General features: G+C 30.8%; 21 protein-coding genes. 7 read left to right on the plus strand and 14 right to left on the minus strand.

Going from position 1 to position 18,010, the window contains the following annotated elements:
* Positions 1 to 59 precede the first annotated feature (59 nt).
* From LPB87_RS05475 to LPB87_RS05490, 4 genes are read left to right on the plus strand one after another with little or no spacing between them, the layout of a single operon-like run.
* On the plus strand, positions 60 to 1,058 hold the full coding sequence (locus LPB87_RS05475) for a glycosyltransferase (protein WP_129537994.1): 999 nt from the start codon (positions 60 to 62) through the stop codon (positions 1,056 to 1,058).
* Between the two features lies 1 nt (position 1,059).
* Positions 1,060 to 1,656 (plus strand): dephospho-CoA kinase, encoded by a 597-nt coding sequence (gene coaE / locus LPB87_RS05480; RefSeq protein WP_129537995.1) that lies wholly within the window; start codon positions 1,060 to 1,062, stop codon positions 1,654 to 1,656.
* Between the two features lie 59 nt (positions 1,657 to 1,715).
* Complete coding sequence (locus tag LPB87_RS05485) at positions 1,716 to 3,299, plus strand: HAMP domain-containing sensor histidine kinase (RefSeq protein ID WP_129537996.1); 1,584 nt, start codon at positions 1,716 to 1,718, stop codon at positions 3,297 to 3,299.
* Positions 3,300 to 3,302: 3 nt separating this feature from the next.
* Complete coding sequence (locus tag LPB87_RS05490) at positions 3,303 to 4,019, plus strand: response regulator transcription factor (protein ID WP_129537997.1); 717 nt, start codon at positions 3,303 to 3,305, stop codon at positions 4,017 to 4,019.
* 252 nt (positions 4,020 to 4,271) lie between these two features.
* On the opposite strand, the gene LPB87_RS05495 is transcribed toward LPB87_RS05490, so the two are convergent.
* The 8 genes from LPB87_RS05495 to LPB87_RS05530 form a co-directional block, all read right to left on the minus strand.
* Positions 4,272 to 5,015, minus strand: a complete 744-nt coding sequence (locus LPB87_RS05495; protein ID WP_129537998.1) for an acyl-ACP thioesterase domain-containing protein — start codon at positions 5,013 to 5,015, stop codon at positions 4,272 to 4,274.
* A 6-nt stretch (positions 5,016 to 5,021) separates the two neighbouring features.
* Complete coding sequence (gene miaA, locus LPB87_RS05500) at positions 5,022 to 5,942, minus strand: tRNA (adenosine(37)-N6)-dimethylallyltransferase MiaA (RefSeq protein ID WP_230605216.1); 921 nt, start codon at positions 5,940 to 5,942, stop codon at positions 5,022 to 5,024.
* Positions 5,943 to 6,096: 154 nt separating this feature from the next.
* A complete protein-coding gene (locus tag LPB87_RS05505; RefSeq protein ID WP_129538000.1) occupies positions 6,097 to 6,936 on the minus strand; it encodes an ion transporter in 840 nt (279 codons plus the stop codon).
* Between the two features lie 29 nt (positions 6,937 to 6,965).
* Positions 6,966 to 8,327 carry an exonuclease domain-containing protein gene (locus tag LPB87_RS05510; RefSeq protein WP_230605217.1) on the minus strand — a complete coding sequence of 454 codons (1,362 nt, stop codon included), beginning with the start codon at positions 8,325 to 8,327 and terminating at the stop codon, positions 6,966 to 6,968.
* A 171-nt stretch (positions 8,328 to 8,498) separates the two neighbouring features.
* Complete coding sequence (locus LPB87_RS05515) at positions 8,499 to 8,756, minus strand: four helix bundle protein (RefSeq protein WP_230605218.1); 258 nt, start codon at positions 8,754 to 8,756, stop codon at positions 8,499 to 8,501.
* A gap of 40 nt (positions 8,757 to 8,796) precedes the next feature.
* Positions 8,797 to 9,456 carry a YggS family pyridoxal phosphate-dependent enzyme gene (locus tag LPB87_RS05520; protein ID WP_230605219.1) on the minus strand — a complete coding sequence of 220 codons (660 nt, stop codon included), beginning with the start codon at positions 9,454 to 9,456 and terminating at the stop codon, positions 8,797 to 8,799.
* Between the two features lie 12 nt (positions 9,457 to 9,468).
* Complete coding sequence (locus LPB87_RS05525; RefSeq protein WP_129538003.1) at positions 9,469 to 10,362, minus strand: 3-hydroxyacyl-CoA dehydrogenase NAD-binding domain-containing protein; 894 nt, start codon at positions 10,360 to 10,362, stop codon at positions 9,469 to 9,471.
* A gap of 86 nt (positions 10,363 to 10,448) precedes the next feature.
* Positions 10,449 to 11,414 carry a Gfo/Idh/MocA family oxidoreductase gene (locus tag LPB87_RS05530; RefSeq protein WP_129538004.1) on the minus strand — a complete coding sequence of 322 codons (966 nt, stop codon included), beginning with the start codon at positions 11,412 to 11,414 and terminating at the stop codon, positions 10,449 to 10,451.
* 143 nt (positions 11,415 to 11,557) lie between these two features.
* Between LPB87_RS05530 and LPB87_RS05535 the strand changes: the two genes are divergently transcribed.
* Positions 11,558 to 12,199, plus strand: coding sequence for a protein-L-isoaspartate(D-aspartate) O-methyltransferase (locus LPB87_RS05535; RefSeq protein ID WP_129538005.1), 642 nt, complete (start codon positions 11,558 to 11,560; stop codon positions 12,197 to 12,199).
* A gap of 25 nt (positions 12,200 to 12,224) precedes the next feature.
* Here the strand turns inward: LPB87_RS05535 and LPB87_RS05540 are convergent, their stop codons facing one another.
* The 3 genes from LPB87_RS05540 to smpB all read right to left on the minus strand — a co-directional run bounded on the left by LPB87_RS05540 (position 12,225) and on the right by smpB (position 14,514).
* On the minus strand, positions 12,225 to 13,232 hold the full coding sequence (locus tag LPB87_RS05540; RefSeq protein WP_230605220.1) for a helix-turn-helix domain-containing protein: 1,008 nt from the start codon (positions 13,230 to 13,232) through the stop codon (positions 12,225 to 12,227).
* A gap of 111 nt (positions 13,233 to 13,343) precedes the next feature.
* On the minus strand, positions 13,344 to 13,973 hold the full coding sequence (locus LPB87_RS05545) for a hypothetical protein (RefSeq protein WP_230605221.1): 630 nt from the start codon (positions 13,971 to 13,973) through the stop codon (positions 13,344 to 13,346).
* An 88-nt stretch (positions 13,974 to 14,061) separates the two neighbouring features.
* Positions 14,062 to 14,514, minus strand: coding sequence for an SsrA-binding protein SmpB (gene smpB, locus LPB87_RS05550; RefSeq protein WP_230605222.1), 453 nt, complete (start codon positions 14,512 to 14,514; stop codon positions 14,062 to 14,064).
* A gap of 145 nt (positions 14,515 to 14,659) precedes the next feature.
* Between smpB and LPB87_RS05555 the strand changes: the two genes are divergently transcribed.
* On the plus strand, positions 14,660 to 15,289 hold the full coding sequence (locus LPB87_RS05555) for an outer membrane beta-barrel protein (RefSeq protein ID WP_230605223.1): 630 nt from the start codon (positions 14,660 to 14,662) through the stop codon (positions 15,287 to 15,289).
* Between the two features lie 103 nt (positions 15,290 to 15,392).
* The gene (locus LPB87_RS05560) at positions 15,393 to 15,620 is read left to right on the plus strand and encodes a VF530 family protein (protein WP_129538008.1); all 228 of its coding nucleotides are present in this window, start codon (positions 15,393 to 15,395) and stop codon (positions 15,618 to 15,620) included.
* Between the two features lies 1 nt (position 15,621).
* Here the strand turns inward: LPB87_RS05560 and LPB87_RS05565 are convergent, their stop codons facing one another.
* From LPB87_RS05565 to LPB87_RS05575, 3 genes are all read right to left on the minus strand, one after another.
* Positions 15,622 to 16,179: a DUF3575 domain-containing protein gene (locus tag LPB87_RS05565; RefSeq protein WP_230605224.1), complete on the minus strand. Its 558-nt coding sequence runs from the start codon at positions 16,177 to 16,179 to the stop codon at positions 15,622 to 15,624.
* Between the two features lie 268 nt (positions 16,180 to 16,447).
* Positions 16,448 to 16,996, minus strand: a complete 549-nt coding sequence (locus LPB87_RS05570) for a GNAT family N-acetyltransferase (RefSeq protein ID WP_129538009.1) — start codon at positions 16,994 to 16,996, stop codon at positions 16,448 to 16,450.
* 21 nt (positions 16,997 to 17,017) lie between these two features.
* On the minus strand, positions 17,018 to 17,869 hold the full coding sequence (locus LPB87_RS05575; protein ID WP_230605225.1) for an aldose 1-epimerase family protein: 852 nt from the start codon (positions 17,867 to 17,869) through the stop codon (positions 17,018 to 17,020).
* Between the last annotated feature and the right edge of the window lie 141 nt (positions 17,870 to 18,010).

Below are 18,010 nucleotides of genomic sequence, written 5' to 3' on the forward strand. Positions count from 1 at the left end.
TATCTTTGTTAAAATTTTACAGTTAAAACAAATACTACCTTAATACCGCATACCTAATTATGGTGTTTTCTTTAATTATACCTGTGTATAATCGTCCTGACGAAGTTGATGAGCTATTAGAAAGCTTACTGTTATCTGAATATAAAGAGCCTTTTGAAGTCGTGCTTGTAGAAGACGGTTCAACATTACCATGTGATGACATAGTTCGAAAATATCAAGAAAAATTAAATATATCTTATTACTTTAAAGAGAATTCTGGTCCTGGTGACTCTAGGAACTTTGGAATGCGAAAAGCGTTGGGTGATTATTTTATTATTTTTGACTCAGATTGTATAATTCCATCAAATTATTTGGTAGAAGTTGATAAAGCTTTAAAAGAGGATTATGTAGATTGTTTTGGAGGTCCAGACAAAGCCTTAGATAGCTTTTCGGATATTCAAAAGGCAATTAATTTTGCTATGACATCATTTCTAACTACAGGAGGAATAAGAGGAGGGTCAGAGAAAATAGGAAAGTTTCAGCCACGAAGCTTTAATATGGGATTATCTCGTAAAGGATTTGAAGCATCAAAAGGATTTGGAAACATTCACCCAGGAGAAGATCCAGATTTGTCTATACGCTTATGGAATTTAGGTTTCGAAACGAGGCTTTTTTCTAAAGCATATGTGTATCATAAACGAAGAATCGATTGGGATAAATTTTCGATTCAGGTTAATAAATTTGGAAAAGCAAGACCAATACTTAACAGTTGGTATCCGCAGTATAATAAACTTACATTTTTCTTCCCAACATTTTTTATTTTGGGGCTTATTTTTGCAGTTATATTGCTAATTTTTAATATTGACATCTTTCTGCAATTGTATTTTATTTACTTTTTTATGATTTTTATTGTGGCATCGATTCAAAATAAGAATTTGAAAATTGGGTTTTTGTCTGTTATTGCGGTTTGGAAACAGTTTTATGGATACGGAATTGGTTTTTTAGAATCGTTTGTTAAGATAATTATTTTGAAGAAAAAACCTCAAGAAGCATTCCCAGGATTATTTTTTAAGATTTAGTATGACAAAAATAATAGGCTTAACAGGAGGTATTGGAAGTGGTAAAACAACCATAGCAGGCTTTTTTGCAGCAATGGGGATCCCTGTCTATATTGCCGATGATGAGGCCAAAAAAGTAATGCAGTCTAATGAAATAATTGAAGCTATAAAAGCGGTATTTGGGACTGAAGTTTTTGAGGATAATACATTAAATAGAGCCAAATTAGCAGATATTGTTTTTAATAATGCAGATAAATTAGCATTGCTTAATGCGATTGTTCATCCTGCTGTAAAAAAAGATTTTGAGAATTGGTTGCTAAAACATAAAAATGACCCCTATATAATATACGAAGCTGCAATTTTATTTGAGAGTGGTCGTTATAAAGAATGTGATATTATAATTACGGTTACTGCCCCTCAGGAAACCAGAATTGAGAGAGTAATGAATCGCGATAAAACTACTCGCGAACATGTTTTAAAACGAATGGATATGCAATGGAACGATGAGCAACGTTTAGCGAATAGTAATTACGTTATTCATAATTTGAATCTTAAAAGTGCAAAGCAGGAAGTTGTTAAAATTCTTAAAATTTTAAATATTAAACAAAATCACTCTTAAATGTTAATATTTGGTTAATGTATTATTTAGTATATTGTTAAAATATTAATTTTGTTTCGATGAATAAAATGTTTTTTAGAATTCTTGTTTTGTTAATGAGTTTGTCCTTAATTGGGATAATTCTTGTTCAAGTGTATTGGTTTACTTCTTCATTTAAAAATAATGATGAGCAGTTTAAGTTTCATGTTAAGCAAGTTATTGGGAACGTAGCCGATAAACTACAACAACAAGAAGCGTATAGTTTTTATGATAAATACAATCATTATAAAGATAGTACGGGTAAAGTTCCACAAAAAAATGATTTATTAGAATTTTATTACGTTCAGAAAAATCCTAGAACGAATAAAACGATTGTATATTCAAATAGTATTATATCAGAAGATTATAATATCAATGGATCGTTCTTTGATAAGAAATTTAATAACGAAAGATTTAAGAATTTTAATTCTAAGCGTACAACCGAAATTTATAATAATAACAATATAGATAATTCGTCGTTACAACAAAGTATAATTCCAGATGTAAAGATTGAGAAATCTGGAAATCTTGATATTTTAGATAATGCACAATTTGAAATATTCTTTAAAGATATTGCTTCGGCAATGCCTATTAATGAAAGAATTAGTAAAGAGAAGTTGCAAAAGCTCTTAAAAAAGGAATTAGAAGAATATGGTGTAAAAACGAAATTCGAGTTTGGAATTTATAGTAGCGGTATTGCAACCAAAATTAAATCAGATGGATTTAAATATGATAAGGAATCGACTTATTCAATACCAATTTTTGCAGACAATGAAGGGAATAATAAGTATGAATTATCAGTAACATTTCCTCATAAAAAGAAGTTTTTACTGTCAGAATTGGTAAGTATAACAATATTATCAATCATATTTACGCTTATTATTATTATTGCATATACAAGTGCTTTAAATCAGTTGATTCGTCAGAAACATATATCTGAAATCAAGACAGATTTTATAAATAATATGACACATGAGTTTAAAACTCCAATTGCAACAATAAATTTGGCTTTGGATGCCATAAAAAATCCTAAAATAATAGAAGATAAAGAGAAGGTGTTTAGGTACCTTCAAATGATACGTGACGAGAATAAAAGAATGCATGCTCAAGTTGAGAATGTATTACGAATCTCTAAATTAGAGAAAAGAGAATTAGACATAAATAAAGAACCAACCGAAATCCATGGGATTATCGATGATGCAATAGAGCACGTAAGTTTGATTCTTGAAGATAGAGGTGGAACAGTTACAAATCATTATAATGCTGCTAGAACAACAGCATTAATTAATGAAGTACATTTTACTAATGTCTTGGTTAATATATTGGAGAATGCTATAAAGTATTCACCAGGTATTCCTAAAATAGAAATTTTTACAGAGAACATTAAAGATATGATTCTTATAAAAGTAAAAGACAATGGTTTAGGAATGAGTAAAGTGGCTCAGAAAAGAGTTTTTGAGAAATTTTACAGAGAACATACAGGAGATTTACATAATGTTAAAGGTCATGGGTTGGGCTTATCTTATGTAAAGAGAATCGTAGAGGATCATAACGGTCAAGTCTACGTTGAAAGTGAAAAAGGGAAAGGTAGTACCTTCATAATTAAAATACCACTAATAAATTAAAATATGGAAAATATCAATAAAAGAATTCTTTTAGTAGAAGATGACCTTAATTTTGGTGCAGTTCTTAAAGACTATTTAATGTTAAATGACTTTGAAGTTACATTAGCAAAAAATGGTATGGAAGGCTTCGAGAAATTCAAGAAAGACGTATACGATTTGTGTATTCTTGATGTCATGATGCCATATAAGGACGGATATACATTAGCAAAAGAAATCAGAGAGAAAAATAGCGAAGTGCCTATTATCTTTTTAACTGCAAAATCAATGAAAGAGGATGTGTTAAAAGGGTATAAAGCAGGTGCAGATGATTATTTAAACAAGCCGTTTGATTCAGAAGTATTGCTTATGAAAATTAAGGCAATTATTCAAAGAAAATCTTCTGATACAAAAGCAGAGCAAGTTCAATTTGAGTTTAACATTGGTAAATTTCATTTAAATTCAAAACTTAGATTTTTAACTTTTGAAAATGAAGAGCCAATAAAGTTATCTCCAAAAGAAAACGAATTATTGAAAATGTTAATCCTTCACGAAAATGACTTAATGCCAAGAGAATTGGCTTTAACAAAAATCTGGAGAGATGATAATTACTTTACTTCAAGAAGTATGGACGTATATATCGCCAAACTTAGAAAGTATCTTAAACCAGACGAAAATGTTGAAATTCTTAACATACACGGTGAAGGTTTTAGACTAGTTGTTAAAAATAAAGAAAATGCATAAATAGGAAGCTTCGAGAAATCGGAGCTTTTTTTTTGTAACTAATTCTGCTTTATGTTACAAGGGTTGTCATAAAAAAAATAAGTACCTAACAGGTTTAAATAAACGGTTAGGTACTTATTTTTGGATTCAGGTCAATTACAGACTTTTTTTCTATTATATTGTAATTTCTTGTTCAATGGAATGACAGTGTAATAGCAAAGAAGTTGATCGGCTTAGATAGCAATAAGTTTATAATTTGTTTTTAAAGGATTGCTATTTATTCCAATTAAGCTGTAATGCAAAACATGTTTTATCTTCTTTAGTAATGCTAAAAGTGCTATTAGCATCAGTTTCGCTTTCATGAATTACAACATTGTCATTCAAGGATAGTTCTTTCATGAAATTCATTTCGAAACTATCTATTTCTTGATTCAATATTTTGTTTGAGTCTACGTGGTCTAAGCACCATTCAAGATATTTTACATTATTTACATGGTTCACAATGTCTAAATCAGATAAATAAACAGTTTTTTCAAAAACAGATTCTTTATCAGGATTGATGCTTATTTTAGAGAAACCATCAGTAGTTGCCCTTTTATCAGGAAATAATTCAAAATGTTCGTATGGTAAAGCCAAGCCTTCAGGACGTCGTGCTTTAGTGTTAAAAACAGCCCAGAATGTTTCACTTCCAATTATTTTTTCACCATTTAAATACATTTCTAATGCACGAACTGAGCGAGAATTTTCTAAACTGTTAATCCATGTTTTTACAGTTACTACATCTTGCCACTTAGGTAAAGCTGTAATTTCTACACGCATTCGGCTTAAAACCCAAGCTTGATCAAATTCCTGCATATCTGTAAAGCTAATTCCTCCAACTTCTGAATGGGCAGCTGCGGTGAGTTGCAAAAGATTACACATATCGGTATATTTTAAATAGCCACTTGGCGTGCATTGTGTAAAATTGATCTCCCAGTCTTTGCTTAAAACAGAAGTGAAATTTGGTGATATGGGCATTGTAAATTATTTTATATTTTTATTGATAAAGTTTATTATCTCACTTTTTGGTGTTAGATAATCAAACCATTTTGTATTTTCGTTTCGCTTAAACCAAGTTAGTTGACGTTTTGAAAAACGGCGAGTGTTTTTCTTGATTTCTTCGATTGCAAATGGCAAGGTGAATTCGCCATCAAAATAACTAAATAATTCTCGATATCCGACCGTTTGCAAGGCATTTAACGCTTTATTAGGATGAAGACGCTGTGCTTCTTCAAGTAAACCATTGTTTAGCATTATATCAACACGTTGGTTTATTCTATCGTAAATTACGGCTCTGTCTGCTTCTAAACCTATAAGGATAGGGGTGAAGTTTCGATTATTCTTTTTTTGGTTTAGAAATGATGAATATGGCTTTTCGGTGCCTAAACAAACTTCTACAAAGCGCATCATTCGTTGTGGATTTTGTAATGTCTGCGGGTTTTCGATAGTAAGTTTATTGTAGTAACTACTGTCTAATTTTTTTAATTGCTCCTGTAAATACGTAATTCCTTTTTGTTCGTATTCCTGTGCTATTTTTTCTCGTATTGTAGTATCTATTTCGGGAAACTCATCGAATCCTTTTAAAACTGCATCAACATATAAACCCGAACCCCCTATGAGAATTGCATAATCATTATGTTTAAACAATTCTTCTAACTTATTTAGTGCTTCTTTTTCGTAATCACCTACAGTATAATTATCAAAAATAGAGATGTTCTGTATAAAATGGTGTTTGGCAGCTTGTAATTCGTCAGGATTAGGTACAGCTGTACCAATTGTCATTTCTTTAAAAAACTGACGGCTATCGCAAGAGATTATTTCGCACTTGAAATGCTGTGCCAATGTGATACTCAAGGCAGTTTTGCCTATTGCTGTTGGTCCTACTATTGTGATTAAGTATTTCATATTTTTTAGCCCAGATAGGAATGTAAACCCCAGACTTAGATTTGTTTATTTTTTTGGGTATATAAGAGCGACTTTATGAAGCTCCTTATTATACCTTAAAAAAATTACGAATATAAGGAGGAGTTGTAATGTATAGCTGGAATGGCTTTTTAAATTATTTATCTGCTAATGTTTTGCCACATTCGTAGCAGTATTTTGCATTGTCAAAATGAACTTGTGAGTTGCAATTTGTGCATGTTTTTTTGCTACTAACAGCATTACTTTTAAGGCTACTTTTTGCAAACTCGGCTGTTACAATTCCGGTAGGGACTGCAATGATTCCATATCCCATTATCATTACCAATGAAGCTAAAAATTGTCCTAATGGTGATGCTGGTGAAATATCGCCGTAACCTACGGTAGTTAGGGTTACAATAGCCCAATAGATACCAACAGGGATACTTGTAAAACCGCTTTCTTTACCCTCGACGACATACATTAATGAGCCAATAATTACAGCACTAATAATAACAAAGTAAATAAAAACTAGGATTTTCTCTTTGCTAGCTTCCATTGCTTCACGAAGTTGTATCGATTGTTGTGATATTTGTGGAATATGCAAAATCTTGAACAATCGGAAGAAACGTAAGACTCTTACAATGGTTAAAACATTTGTGGCTGGGAAAAATATTGACAAATACATAGGTAGTATTGCCATTAAATCAATGATTCCGTAAAAACTAAATATATATCTTACAGGTTTCTGTATCGAAATGATACGTAAGATAAATTCGATGGTAAAAAATGATGTTATTACCCATTCGCAAATAAGTAGCTGTGTGTGGTATTTATGATTGATACCTTCTACTGTATCTAGCATTACTAAAAGTACGCTCAATAAAATAAGTCCCAAAAGTACCAAATCGAACATACGTCCTAAAAAGGTATTTGTACCATATAGGATGATTTGGGTTTTTTGTCTGAAAAGCTCGTATTTTGATTTAATTCTTTTCATATCTACGAAGATACTGAATGTTACTATTATTAAAAATGAATTACTTTCAATGATTTGTTTTTTCTCATATAATTTTGAATTATACTTTTAGCATCACGATTGTTTTGCATTGGTATAAGTATGTTTTTGAGAATTTCGATGTTGGTAATCTGGTAGTTTAAATCGTAAAATGCATAGCCTTTGTAAACACCATCTTCTATCAATATGGCGCTACGTTCGTTTATCGTTCGTCCACGGTCTATTAAAATCATATTTTTATTTTCGAAGCTGTAATCTGTAATAAAGTTTTGAACTCTTGTGTTATACTCCTCAGGAGAAATTTCTCCGATACAAGCTCCATCACATTCCTTTATTTTATATTGAAAGCATTCTTTTTTAGTAGCATATAAACCAGTAAGCTTTTGACATAGTTTGTATTTATCAGTAAAAAAAAACAAAGCATTTTTTCCTTCTTGTAGGCTTCCGTAAGATGTAATTTCTTTTTTTCTTCCGTCAGTTTTCTGAAGTTTTAAGTTTAGATACCCATTTTTGTCTTTTTCAATATATATAGATAGTGGGAATGCTGTTTTTTTCTTAGAGCGATTGTATTTTGGTTTGTTGATTTTTATTTCATCACTTTCTTTTAAAAGTGCAATCAGTTCACTTCCTGTTTCATCATAAGTAACCGTGAATACCTCAGCTTGAATTTTCTTGCTTTTGATATTAGTTCCTGTAAAATGCTGATTAATACGTTTTTTTATATTTCGACTTTTACCAATATAAATAATGGTTCCATTTTGGTTATGTATGTAATATACACCTGTTTTTGTTGGTGCTTGCGCTATGATGTCCAGTAATTTTGGAGCAATACCTTTTTCGATTTCAAGTTTTATAAAATCCTTTATGATTGTTTTTTCTGTATCTTTTTCTAAAAGCATTTTAAACAACTTAACAGTTGCCATTGCGTCACCATTGGCACGATGTCTGTCGGCCATTGGGATTCCAAGTGCTCGAACTAGTTTGCCTAAGCTATAAGAAGGTTGTTCTGGAATTAATTTTTTGGCAAGTTCGACTGTACAAAGGGTTTTAGCTTCAAAATCGTAGCCTAAACGTCTAAATTCGGTGCGTAAGATTCTGTAATCAAAAGACGCATTGTGTGCTACAATAACACAATCAGAGGTGATTTCAATAATTCGTTTGGCAATTTCAAAAAATTTTGGTGCTGAACGCAACATAGCATTGTTGATACCAGTAAGTTTTACAACAAACGGCTGAATTGGAATTTCAGGATTAACCAAACTAATAAATTGGTCAACTACTTCATGGCCATCAAATCTATAGATAGCAATTTCGGTAATCCCTTCTTCATTAAACTGTCCTCCAGTTGTTTCTATGTCTAGTATTGCGTACATTATCAATGTCAATTTCAAAAAACAATTTCAATATCAATAACAATTCCTGAAAATTACTACTGTTATTGTCATTGTTATTGATTGTTTTTATTTAGTATCATTTTTGATGAAATTGCAATAAGTTGTTCTACTTCAATTAGAAGTTTGTTTCTTTTATCGCTATCTCCTTCTTTAATATAATTGAGAATTTTTAATGAGTTCCTTGATTCTTTTAACTCTTTTGCAACTAGAGGAAACTTTAAAAATAAAATCTTTATTAGTAATCGTGCCTTGTGCTTCTCTAAAATTTAAGCAAGCACTACCAGATGATCGAATTAATTGATTTTTATAATATTCATTTTCAAATAATCTTTCTAATTGCCTTGTAAAGAAAATACATTCTCCAGCAAAACGAACTAATCTATCTTCAAAATTGAATATTTTTTCCATTAAGTTATTGTTTTTTGGAATTGATATTGGTTTTTGTAATTTATCTTCCTCCAAATATACTACTTCCAATGCGAACCATAGTACTGCCACATTCTATTGCAAGTTGGTAGTCTCCTGACATTCCCATAGAAACAGTATTTAATTTACAGTTTACGGTTTCTGTAGCTTGCAAAGAGTCGAAGATTGATTTTAAATGCGTGAATTCTTTCTTTATTTGGTTTTGATTTTCGGTAAAAGTTGCCATTCCCATTAAACCTATAATTTGAATGTTTTTTAAATTATGAAAATCAGCAGAGGCTAGGAGCGATGCAAGTTCTTTTTCGTCAAGACCAAATTTAGTTTCTTCTTCGGCAATATGTATTTGAAGCAGACAATCAATAACACGGTTGTTTTTTAATGCTTGTTTATTGATTTCCTGTAATAGTTTTAAGCTATCGACTCCATGAATCAAACTTACAAACGGTGCCATAAATTTTACTTTATTTGTTTGTACGTGACCAATCATGTGCCATTGGATGTCTTTTGGCATTTCTTCCCATTTGTCTGTCATTTCCTGGATTTTGTTTTCTCCAAAAATACGCTGACCAGCTTCATAAGCCTCCATTAAATCAGTAATGGGTTTGGTTTTAGAAACCGCAACAAGAGTCACATGTTTTGGCAGGGAAGCTTTTATGGTGTTTAAATTTGATGCTATTGACATGTTTTTTCTTTTTTATGAAATGATAAATTGCTTTGAGATTTTCTCCGCTTTTTTACTTTCACTATAATCATAGAATCCTTCGCCAGATTTCACTCCTAATTTTCCAGCACGTACCATATTTACTAATAGTGGACATGGTGCATATTTAGGGTTTTTGAAACCGTCGTACATTACATTTAAAATAGCTAAACACACATCAAGTCCAATAAAATCTGCTAGTTGTAATGGTCCCATTGGGTGTCCCATTCCTAGTTTCATTACGGTATCTATTTCGTAAACACCAGCTACTTTGTTGTATAATGTTTCGATAGCTTCATTTAGCATAGGCATTAAAATTCTGTTTGCTACAAAACCTGGATAATCGTTTACTTCAACAGGAGTTTTACCCAATTTTACGGATAAGTCCATGATGATTTTAGTAACTTCATCGCTGGTGTTGTATCCGCGAATAATTTCTACCAATTTCATGATTGGCACTGGATTCATAAAGTGCATCCCAATAACACGTTCAGGATGTGCTACAACAGCTCCAATTTGTGTTATAGAGATGGATGAAGTATTTGTTGCTAAAATTGTGTTATGCGAACAAGCTTCGTTTAATTGTTTGAAAATATTAAGCTTTAAATCAATGTTTTCGGTAGCTGCCTCTACAACTAAATCTACGCCTACAACACCATCTTTAATATCAGTATAGGTAATAATATTTGTTATTGTTTTGGCTTTTTCTTCTGCAGTAATACTTCCTTTTGCAAGCATTCTGTCTAAGTTAGCGGCAATGGTTGCCATTCCTTTATCTAAAGATTTTTCAGAAACATCAATTAGTTTTACTACAAAACCACTTTGAGCAAATGTATGAGCAATTCCGTTACCCATTGTTCCAGCACCGATTACAGCTATTGTTTTCATATTATTTAAGTACTATATTTTATAATTTTAGCCATAAATTCACGAATTAATTCATGAATTTATGGCTAACTTTTTTGAGGTTATTTTTATTTATCGAAACAGTCAATAATTTGGTAAGCCACTTTTAATGCATCTGTTGCTTGTTCTAGAGTTACAACTGGATCAGTATCAGTGTTTATTGCATTTGCGAAAGATTCTAACTCATCTAAAATTGCATTGTTTTGCTCCACATCTGGATTTGTAAAATAGATTTGCTTTTTTACTCCTTCTGCATTTTGCAAAATCATATCAAAATCACCTGGTATTTCGGGTGCATCTTTCATACGAACAACTTCACATTTTTTTTCTAAAAAGTCAACTGAAATATAGGCATCCCTTTGGAAAAAACGCGTTTTACGCATGTTTTTCATCGAAATTCTGCTTGCTGTTAAGTTTGCAACACAACCATTTTCAAATTCAATTCTAGCATTGGCAATGTCTGGAGTATCACTAATTACTGAAACTCCACTTGCATTGATACTTTTTACTTTTGATTTTACTACACTTAAAATAGCATCAATATCATGAATCATCAAATCTAAAACTACAGGAACGTCAGTACCACGAGGATTAAATTCGGCTAAACGATGTGTTTCTATAAACATCGGATTTTCAATCATGTCTTTTGTTGCTATGAATGCTGGATTAAAGCGTTCAACATGACCAACTTGACCTTTTACGTTATATTCTTTTGCCAAAGCAATTATTTCTTCGGCTTCTTCAACAGTATTCGAAATTGGTTTTTCGATAAAAATATGTTTTCCTGATTTTATGGCAACTTTAGCACATTTGTAGTGTGATAATGTTGGAGTTACAATATCAATTACATCAACAGCATGAATTAGCTTTGCAATTGTATTGAAATTTTTATAACCGAATTCTTTAGAAATTTTCTCGGCGTTTTCTTGATTTTGGTCATAAAAACCAACTAATTCATATTTATCAGATTGTTGTAATAAACGTAAATGTATTTTACCTAAGTGACCAGCACCTAAAACTCCTACTTTTAACATGAGAATGTATTTTTAACAAAAATATAATTTATTTGTTGAAAGTGAAAGTGAATGCTTTAAAGTTTTAGTAATTTAATATTTAAGAATCAATATTTGAATTCCTATTTACTTTCTTATTTTTGCTAAAATAAAAAGAACAAACATTGAAAGACACTGCCAAACATCAAGGACTTCGGAATCAATTAGTAAGCACTTTGCAACAAAAGGGAATTACCGATAAGGCTGTTTTGGAAGCGATTAAAAAAATTCCAAGACATCTTTTTTTGAACTCTAGCTTTGAAGATTATGCTTATCAGGACAAAGCTTTCCCGATTGGTGCTGGGCAAACTATTTCTCAACCTTACACTGTTGCGTTTCAATCGCAACTGTTAGAAGTTAAAAAAGACCATAAAGTATTAGAAATTGGTACTGGGTCTGGGTATCAAACCGCAGTATTATATATGTTGGGAGCCAAAGTATATAGTATTGAAAGACAAAATGAGTTATTTAAAACAACATCTATCTTGTTTCCTAAATTAGGGATTCGACCTAAGCATCTTTCTTTTGGAGATGGTTATAAAGGATTACCTGGTTATGCGCCATTTGATAGTATTATTGTGACTGCTGGAGCACCATTTATTCCTCAGCCGTTAATGGCACAATTAAAGATAGGAGGAAGATTAGTTATCCCGCTAGGAGAAGATGTTCAGGTTATGACGTTGTTAATTCGTAAAAACGAAACACAATTTGAAAAACATGAGTTTGGAGAATTTAGATTCGTTCCTTTATTAGAAGATAAAAATTAGTAAAAGCCCATTTCGATGGGCTTTTTTATTGAGTAACTAATTCAATTGCACGCTGTAAATTTTCCTTTTCTACTTGAGCGATATAATTTATAAAAATTGATTTGTCATTTTGATTCTGACTTTCTGCTAAAATCGAAAGATATTTATTCTTATGCTCGTCATCACCTTGAATAGTTGCAAAAACATAACCGTTTTGAATTAATATCCAGTTCATTAATAAAAGAGCTATTTGAATATTTTCGCTCTCAAAAGGGCTAATTGTTATGATCTTTAAATGTGCTTCAGAAGCTAATAATATAGGGTGAAGTGTGTTTTTATTGGTTTCATACCAACTGAAAAAAGAGCTCATTTCGCGAATAATCAATGCGTCATTTTTATATTTTCCTGCATGAGCGGGTTTTATTCCTCTTAAAATCTGATGGTGAATACTCAGTAATTCTTTTTCATTGACAGCACTGTTTTTTTGAGTTAAATCTTTAATGTAAGAAATAGTTTCATGATGGTTTACCGCTTCTAAATGCTCCTGCATGGTTTTGCCTCCAATTGTTAGTCCTTCATTAATTACTGCTTTAGTCTCTTGTAACGTCAATGAGTTGTTATTAATTCTATTGCTTTCGTATGTATATTCGAGCTCTAAAATTTTAGAAATTCGATGCAAATCAAATTGTTGGAATGATTGTATTTTTGTTTTTAAGACTTCAATTTCATTTAGAACGTTTTGCAATGTTGACAAGATAATCGAAGTATCTCTCTTTTTAATGTTTTGAATTTCGATTTCGGCGAGATGTAATGCTTTAAGTGCCATTTCTTCATGTCCGATTTCATGTATTATTTTTTCTTTTAACCAAAGTATTAATAGATTCTCAAAATCAATTTCGAGCAATGAAGCAAGTTTTACAATTTGTTCTCTTGTAGGTTTTCGGGCGCCACTTTCAAATTTACTGATTAAGGCTTGATCAATTTCAAGTAATTGTGCTACTTCTCGAGTTTTAAAACCTTTTTGTTCCCGAGCATTTTTAAGTATCGTTTTCATTTTAGAAGCATGGTTTTAATTGTCAAGACAAATTTAGTCATTGTTTTATTGGTAAAAAAATAGCATTAAAAATGAATTCAATGCTATTTGTGATTTTTTTTGTGATAAGTGCTATTTCTTTGGTAACGTTCCGTCTTTCTTCATTTCGTATATTATAGTTCTCATGATATCATCTATTGTTGTGCCAATATCAGTAACATCAGAGGATTTTGTTGTGCCAGTCCAGATTAATTTTTTTTCTTTCAAAGAAAAAACATTGGTTTCTACTATATAATAAGTGTTTTCTACGTAATAACCTGGAGTGTAAAAATCGTTTGCATACATTCCGTACCAGCCACCAAACGGGCCTCCATATAATAAACCATTATAGCCTCCATAATAGATGCTATTATCTATTCCAGGAACATATTCGGTTTGTTTTTCTTTGCTTACTAATCGCATAGTAACTACACCGTCAAAATTTTCATCGTTTAGTATTTTTAGTTTTTGGTCATCTGTAAGGCCATTACTAATTTGATTCAAGAACGGATAAGAAGCATGAAAAATAGGGTTACTTGCAGCAATTCTGTTTTCAATAACTCTTCGTGTCCCTTCATTTTTTATTAAAGCTACAACTAATACTTTTTTGAAATTTTCTGAACTAATTGTTATTTGCGGATCCCTCCAACTAGTAATGATAGAAGAATTAGTACCACATCCATATAATAAGATTACAGTTAATAAAACAAATATTCTTTTCATAGCTAGAAATTTAGAGTTTATTGTAGTAAAAATAAGTATAAATATCGAGATATCACTTTGGAATTTTTATTTTAAAAAAGAGACTAAATTAAAATGCTTTTTTAATTCGATCAAGATCACGCTTAGTATCTTGTTCTTTTAGAGATTCACGTTTATCGTAGTTTTTCTTCCCTTTACAAAGTCCTATTTGTAATTTAGCGAGTCCTTTTTCATTGGTAAACAGCTTTAAAGGAATAATTGTTAATCCTTTTGCTTGTACACTTTTTTGAAGGTTTTTCAATTCTTTTTTGTTCAAAAGTAATTTACGCTCACTTCTTGATTTATGATTGAATTGATTTCCAAAGGTATATTCTTCAATATAGGTATTAATAGCAAAAAGTTCATCACCACTAAATTCGCAAAAGCTTTCGGTAATGTTTGCTTTACCAAGGCGTATTGATTTGATTTCAGTTCCGGTTAAAACAATTCCAGCAGTGTAGGTATCTATTATTTCGTAATCGAAGCGGGCTCTTTTGTTGAGTATATTGACTGTTTTTAACATAGGGTACAAATGTAAAATAAAAAAGAAAAACTTTAGTGAAATCAAAGATAATTAAAGATAATTTTTAAACTATGATTTTAATCATTTTTCAGGAAAAAACTTACGCCTAAGTTTGTTAAATAATTTAAAATAAAAACTTAAAGACATGAAAAAGATTTTAACATTAGCTAGTATTGTTTTAATGGGGTTAACTGTAAAGGCTCAGGAAGCAGATCAAGGCTTAAAAGGAGCATGGTTTGTAACATCACAATTTGGCTACCAACAAACTAAAACTGATGATGTAAAACATACAAATTTATCAGTAATTCCGATTGTAGGTACTTTTATCACGCCATCTGTAGCTGTTGGAGCAGGGCTTGGATACATTAATATGAAGTCAGAGACAGATAAAGGTACTGACGTAAAAACAGATTTGATAGTTATTCAACCATTAGCAAGAAAATATTGGAATATTGGGGGGTCTTCTCTATATTTCTTTGGTCAATTGGCAGCACCAATTATTACAGGGAAGGAAAAAGAAAAAGATACAAAAATAAACCAATTTGGTTTAACTCTATCAGGTGGATTTGATTACTTCGTAACAAAATACTTCTCAGTTGAGTTTTCTTATAATTTAGCGAATTTTACATCTACAACTATAGATCCAAAAGATGGTTCTAAAACGACTGTAACTAATTTTGGATTAGCACATATGGCAAATGTTGATTCAGCTTATTCTGTTGGTGGTGCAAACTTAACAACACCGCTTGCTGTTGGATTTAAATTCATATTCTAAATTATAGAAGGATTATTTTAATTTCAATTTAGTAATTTTGTAAAAAAGAAAGACCGTACTTTTTGTAGTACGGTCTTTTTGTTATTATTTAAAAAAATATAAAATGCAAAATCAAGATAAAAATCCTTTACACGGAATAACACTTCAAGCAATACTCGAAAAATTAGTTGGTTACTATGGGTTTGATACTTTAGGTGAATTAATACCGATTAAATGTTTTACTTCAAATCCTAGTATAAAATCTAGTTTAACTTTCTTAAGAAAAACAGATTGGGCTAGGAAAAAAGTAGAGGATTTATACATTAAATCAATTCCTAAATTTCCAGTATAGATTAATTTAATTTATATGAAATCATTACGCCACCTCCATAAGGAAGCCATTCACCACTTTTGTTATAGTGTTTTGCTTTTTCGTAACGTCCCGGTGTGCCATCATTGTAAAAGCCTTTGTAAAAACCTTGGTGCCATCCTCCGCTAACGAAAAAATCGAGCATAAATTTATCATTTAATTTCTTTTGATATCCAAGTGTGGCGCCAAGTCTATATCCATGTCCATCTTCATATTTGTTTGTATCCCAGTAATTCCATTTTTGGATTTTATATATATCTCCTCCTATATGACCACCAAAATACAAACCATTGTATTTCTCATTAAAATGGTAGCGAACTTCAGGAGTAAAAGTGACAAACTTCATTGGGCTTTTTCCATCAAATGATTCCCAAAAGGAAGCCATTAAGTCAATGTTAAGGGTTAGTTTTTTTCCAATACTTGTTTCTACGGCAACATCAGGAACGGAGACTAAAGCTGTAAGTGCATTTGCTTTTATGTAAGTTTGGCTATGAGATTGAATTGTGAATAAAAGAATGGTTAAGGCAAATAATTTTTTCATAAAATCTAGTAATTACTAGCAATAAGTTAGTTTTGATTGCTAGTTTAGTGTGCAAATATAACGCAATGCATTATGTTGTATTGTTGTAAATTTAAAATTTAACAAGAATACATTGAAATTCTGTAAGTTATTCAGAAATATATAAATTTTAAACGCTTCTCTTGTAATAATGTTGTATTGCTCTTTAGCATTAAACTATTGAATTGTGCGAGTAGTTTGTACTTTATATTCTTTTATATACTTCACTGCTTTTAATAATTTAAATGCTTTATTTGTTCAATAATGAATAAATTACATTGTCTAAGAAACGTCCTTCATAATATTCCGATTCTTTAAAATGACCTTCCTTTACAAAGTCCATTTTTTGTAAAACTCTTTCTGAAGCTAAATTATCAGGATCAATAACAGCTTCGATAGAGTGTAGTTTCATTTCATTAAATCCATAATCGATTACTTTTTTTGCAGCCTCAGGAATAATTCCTTTTCCGTGAAATTCAGGTAATAACATATAGCCTATTTCTGCACGAAAGTTTCCGGGTTGAACTCTAAAATAACCAATAAATCCAATTATTTTAGGACTGTCTTTTAAAGTAATTCCCCAATTGATTCCTTCATTTGTTTCTATAATGCTGTTAAGTTGAGAAATATGTTCCAATGCTTGCTCATTAGTTGTTATGAGTGGTCTTGGAATGTATTTCATAGTTTCTGGATTAGAACGTAGTGCTATGATTTCGCTAGTATCCTCATTCGTTATTCTTTTAAGGAGTAAGCGTTCAGTTTCGAGTACAGGAAATGGAGAAAAATTAAAATTTAACATAGGGTATGTAATAAGATTGAGTTATATAATTTCGATACTAAATTTCGAATTAAATGTTTGATTTGCTTCTAAAGTCAAGATTCCTTCTTTTTCGAAAAGATTTCCTGAATTCTCGGGAGTATCTGAATAGCCAAACCAAGGCTCAATACAAATAAAAGGAGCATTTTCTTTTGTCCAAATACCTAAACTAGGAAAATCTGAAAAATCAACTTTTACATATGGTGTATTGTTTTCTGATATGGTTAGTGAGTGAGATTCTAATGACTTAAATATTAATGCGTCATTTTCAAATAGTGAATAATCTAAATGAATTTGACCTTCTTTTGTTTCTAATTGTTTGGTTTTATTAGAAATCAAATCATTTTCAAGTAAAGAATATTCTAGAATTTCTTTTCTTTCAAATTCTAAAACATAATCTTTGAAATTTTCTGGTAGTGCTATAGCAGGATGAGCTCCAATAGAAAAAGGCATTTTAGAATTGGTTTTATTGATCACTTTATATTGGATATCCAGTTGTGAATCTATTAAGGTGTGAATTATTTGAAGCTCAAATTTAAAAGGATATATTTTTAGTGTCTCATCATTTGATTGAATAGAAAATACTGCGCTTTCATCAGTTTTAGAAACTAGATTAAATTCCATATCTCTAGCGAAACCATGTCGTGGTAAGTGATATGAAATGTTGTTAATAGAGTAGGTGTTGTTTTTTAATGTGCCTACGATTGGAAACAATATAGGAGAGTGTTTGCCCCAAAAAGCGAGATTTCCTTCCCAAATATATTCTTTGTTTTGTATGTTTTTTAATGAAAATAATTCGGCTCCAGCATGTTTAATTGAAGCAGTAAGTTTAGAATTTGAAATAACTGTAATCAAAATTTAGGTTTTGTGAGATTAAAAAATTAGGTATTGTAAATATATTTATAAAATTAATTTATAGACAAAAAAGCGGGTGAAATATTTTCTAATAAAATTTAGTTTAAATAGTATTAATCTATTTAGATTTAATTCATAAAT

The sequence above is a fragment of the Flavobacterium sp. EDS genome, from assembly GCF_020991525.1.
In the GTDB taxonomy this organism is placed as follows: Bacteria; Bacteroidota; Bacteroidia; order Flavobacteriales; family Flavobacteriaceae; genus Flavobacterium.

Excerpts from the sequence above, each read along its gene's own strand:
- LPB87_RS05475 (WP_129537994.1), top strand. The coding sequence starts at position 60 with ATGGTGTTTTCTTTAATTATACCTGTGTATAATCGTCCTGACGAAGTT.
- coaE (WP_129537995.1), top strand. The coding sequence starts at position 1,060 with ATGACAAAAATAATAGGCTTAACAGGAGGTATTGGAAGTGGTAAAACA.
- LPB87_RS05485 (WP_129537996.1), top strand. The coding sequence starts at position 1,716 with ATGAATAAAATGTTTTTTAGAATTCTTGTTTTGTTAATGAGTTTGTCC.
- LPB87_RS05490 (WP_129537997.1), top strand. The coding sequence starts at position 3,303 with ATGGAAAATATCAATAAAAGAATTCTTTTAGTAGAAGATGACCTTAAT.
- LPB87_RS05495 (WP_129537998.1), bottom strand. The coding sequence starts at position 5,015 with ATGCCCATATCACCAAATTTCACTTCTGTTTTAAGCAAAGACTGGGAG.
- miaA (WP_230605216.1), bottom strand. The coding sequence starts at position 5,942 with ATGAAATACTTAATCACAATAGTAGGACCAACAGCAATAGGCAAAACT.
- LPB87_RS05505 (WP_129538000.1), bottom strand. The coding sequence starts at position 6,936 with ATGAAAAGAATTAAATCAAAATACGAGCTTTTCAGACAAAAAACCCAA.
- LPB87_RS05510 (WP_230605217.1), bottom strand. The coding sequence starts at position 8,327 with ATGTACGCAATACTAGACATAGAAACAACTGGAGGACAGTTTAATGAA.
- LPB87_RS05515 (WP_230605218.1), bottom strand. The coding sequence starts at position 8,756 with ATGGAAAAAATATTCAATTTTGAAGATAGATTAGTTCGTTTTGCTGGA.
- LPB87_RS05520 (WP_230605219.1), bottom strand. The coding sequence starts at position 9,456 with ATGTCAATAGCATCAAATTTAAACACCATAAAAGCTTCCCTGCCAAAA.
- LPB87_RS05525 (WP_129538003.1), bottom strand. The coding sequence starts at position 10,362 with ATGAAAACAATAGCTGTAATCGGTGCTGGAACAATGGGTAACGGAATT.
- LPB87_RS05530 (WP_129538004.1), bottom strand. The coding sequence starts at position 11,414 with ATGTTAAAAGTAGGAGTTTTAGGTGCTGGTCACTTAGGTAAAATACAT.
- LPB87_RS05540 (WP_230605220.1), bottom strand. The coding sequence starts at position 13,232 with ATGAAAACGATACTTAAAAATGCTCGGGAACAAAAAGGTTTTAAAACT.
- LPB87_RS05545 (WP_230605221.1), bottom strand. The coding sequence starts at position 13,973 with ATGAAAAGAATATTTGTTTTATTAACTGTAATCTTATTATATGGATGT.
- smpB (WP_230605222.1), bottom strand. The coding sequence starts at position 14,514 with ATGTTAAAAACAGTCAATATACTCAACAAAAGAGCCCGCTTCGATTAC.
- LPB87_RS05555 (WP_230605223.1), top strand. The coding sequence starts at position 14,660 with ATGAAAAAGATTTTAACATTAGCTAGTATTGTTTTAATGGGGTTAACT.
- LPB87_RS05560 (WP_129538008.1), top strand. The coding sequence starts at position 15,393 with ATGCAAAATCAAGATAAAAATCCTTTACACGGAATAACACTTCAAGCA.
- LPB87_RS05565 (WP_230605224.1), bottom strand. The coding sequence starts at position 16,179 with ATGAAAAAATTATTTGCCTTAACCATTCTTTTATTCACAATTCAATCT.
- LPB87_RS05570 (WP_129538009.1), bottom strand. The coding sequence starts at position 16,996 with ATGTTAAATTTTAATTTTTCTCCATTTCCTGTACTCGAAACTGAACGC.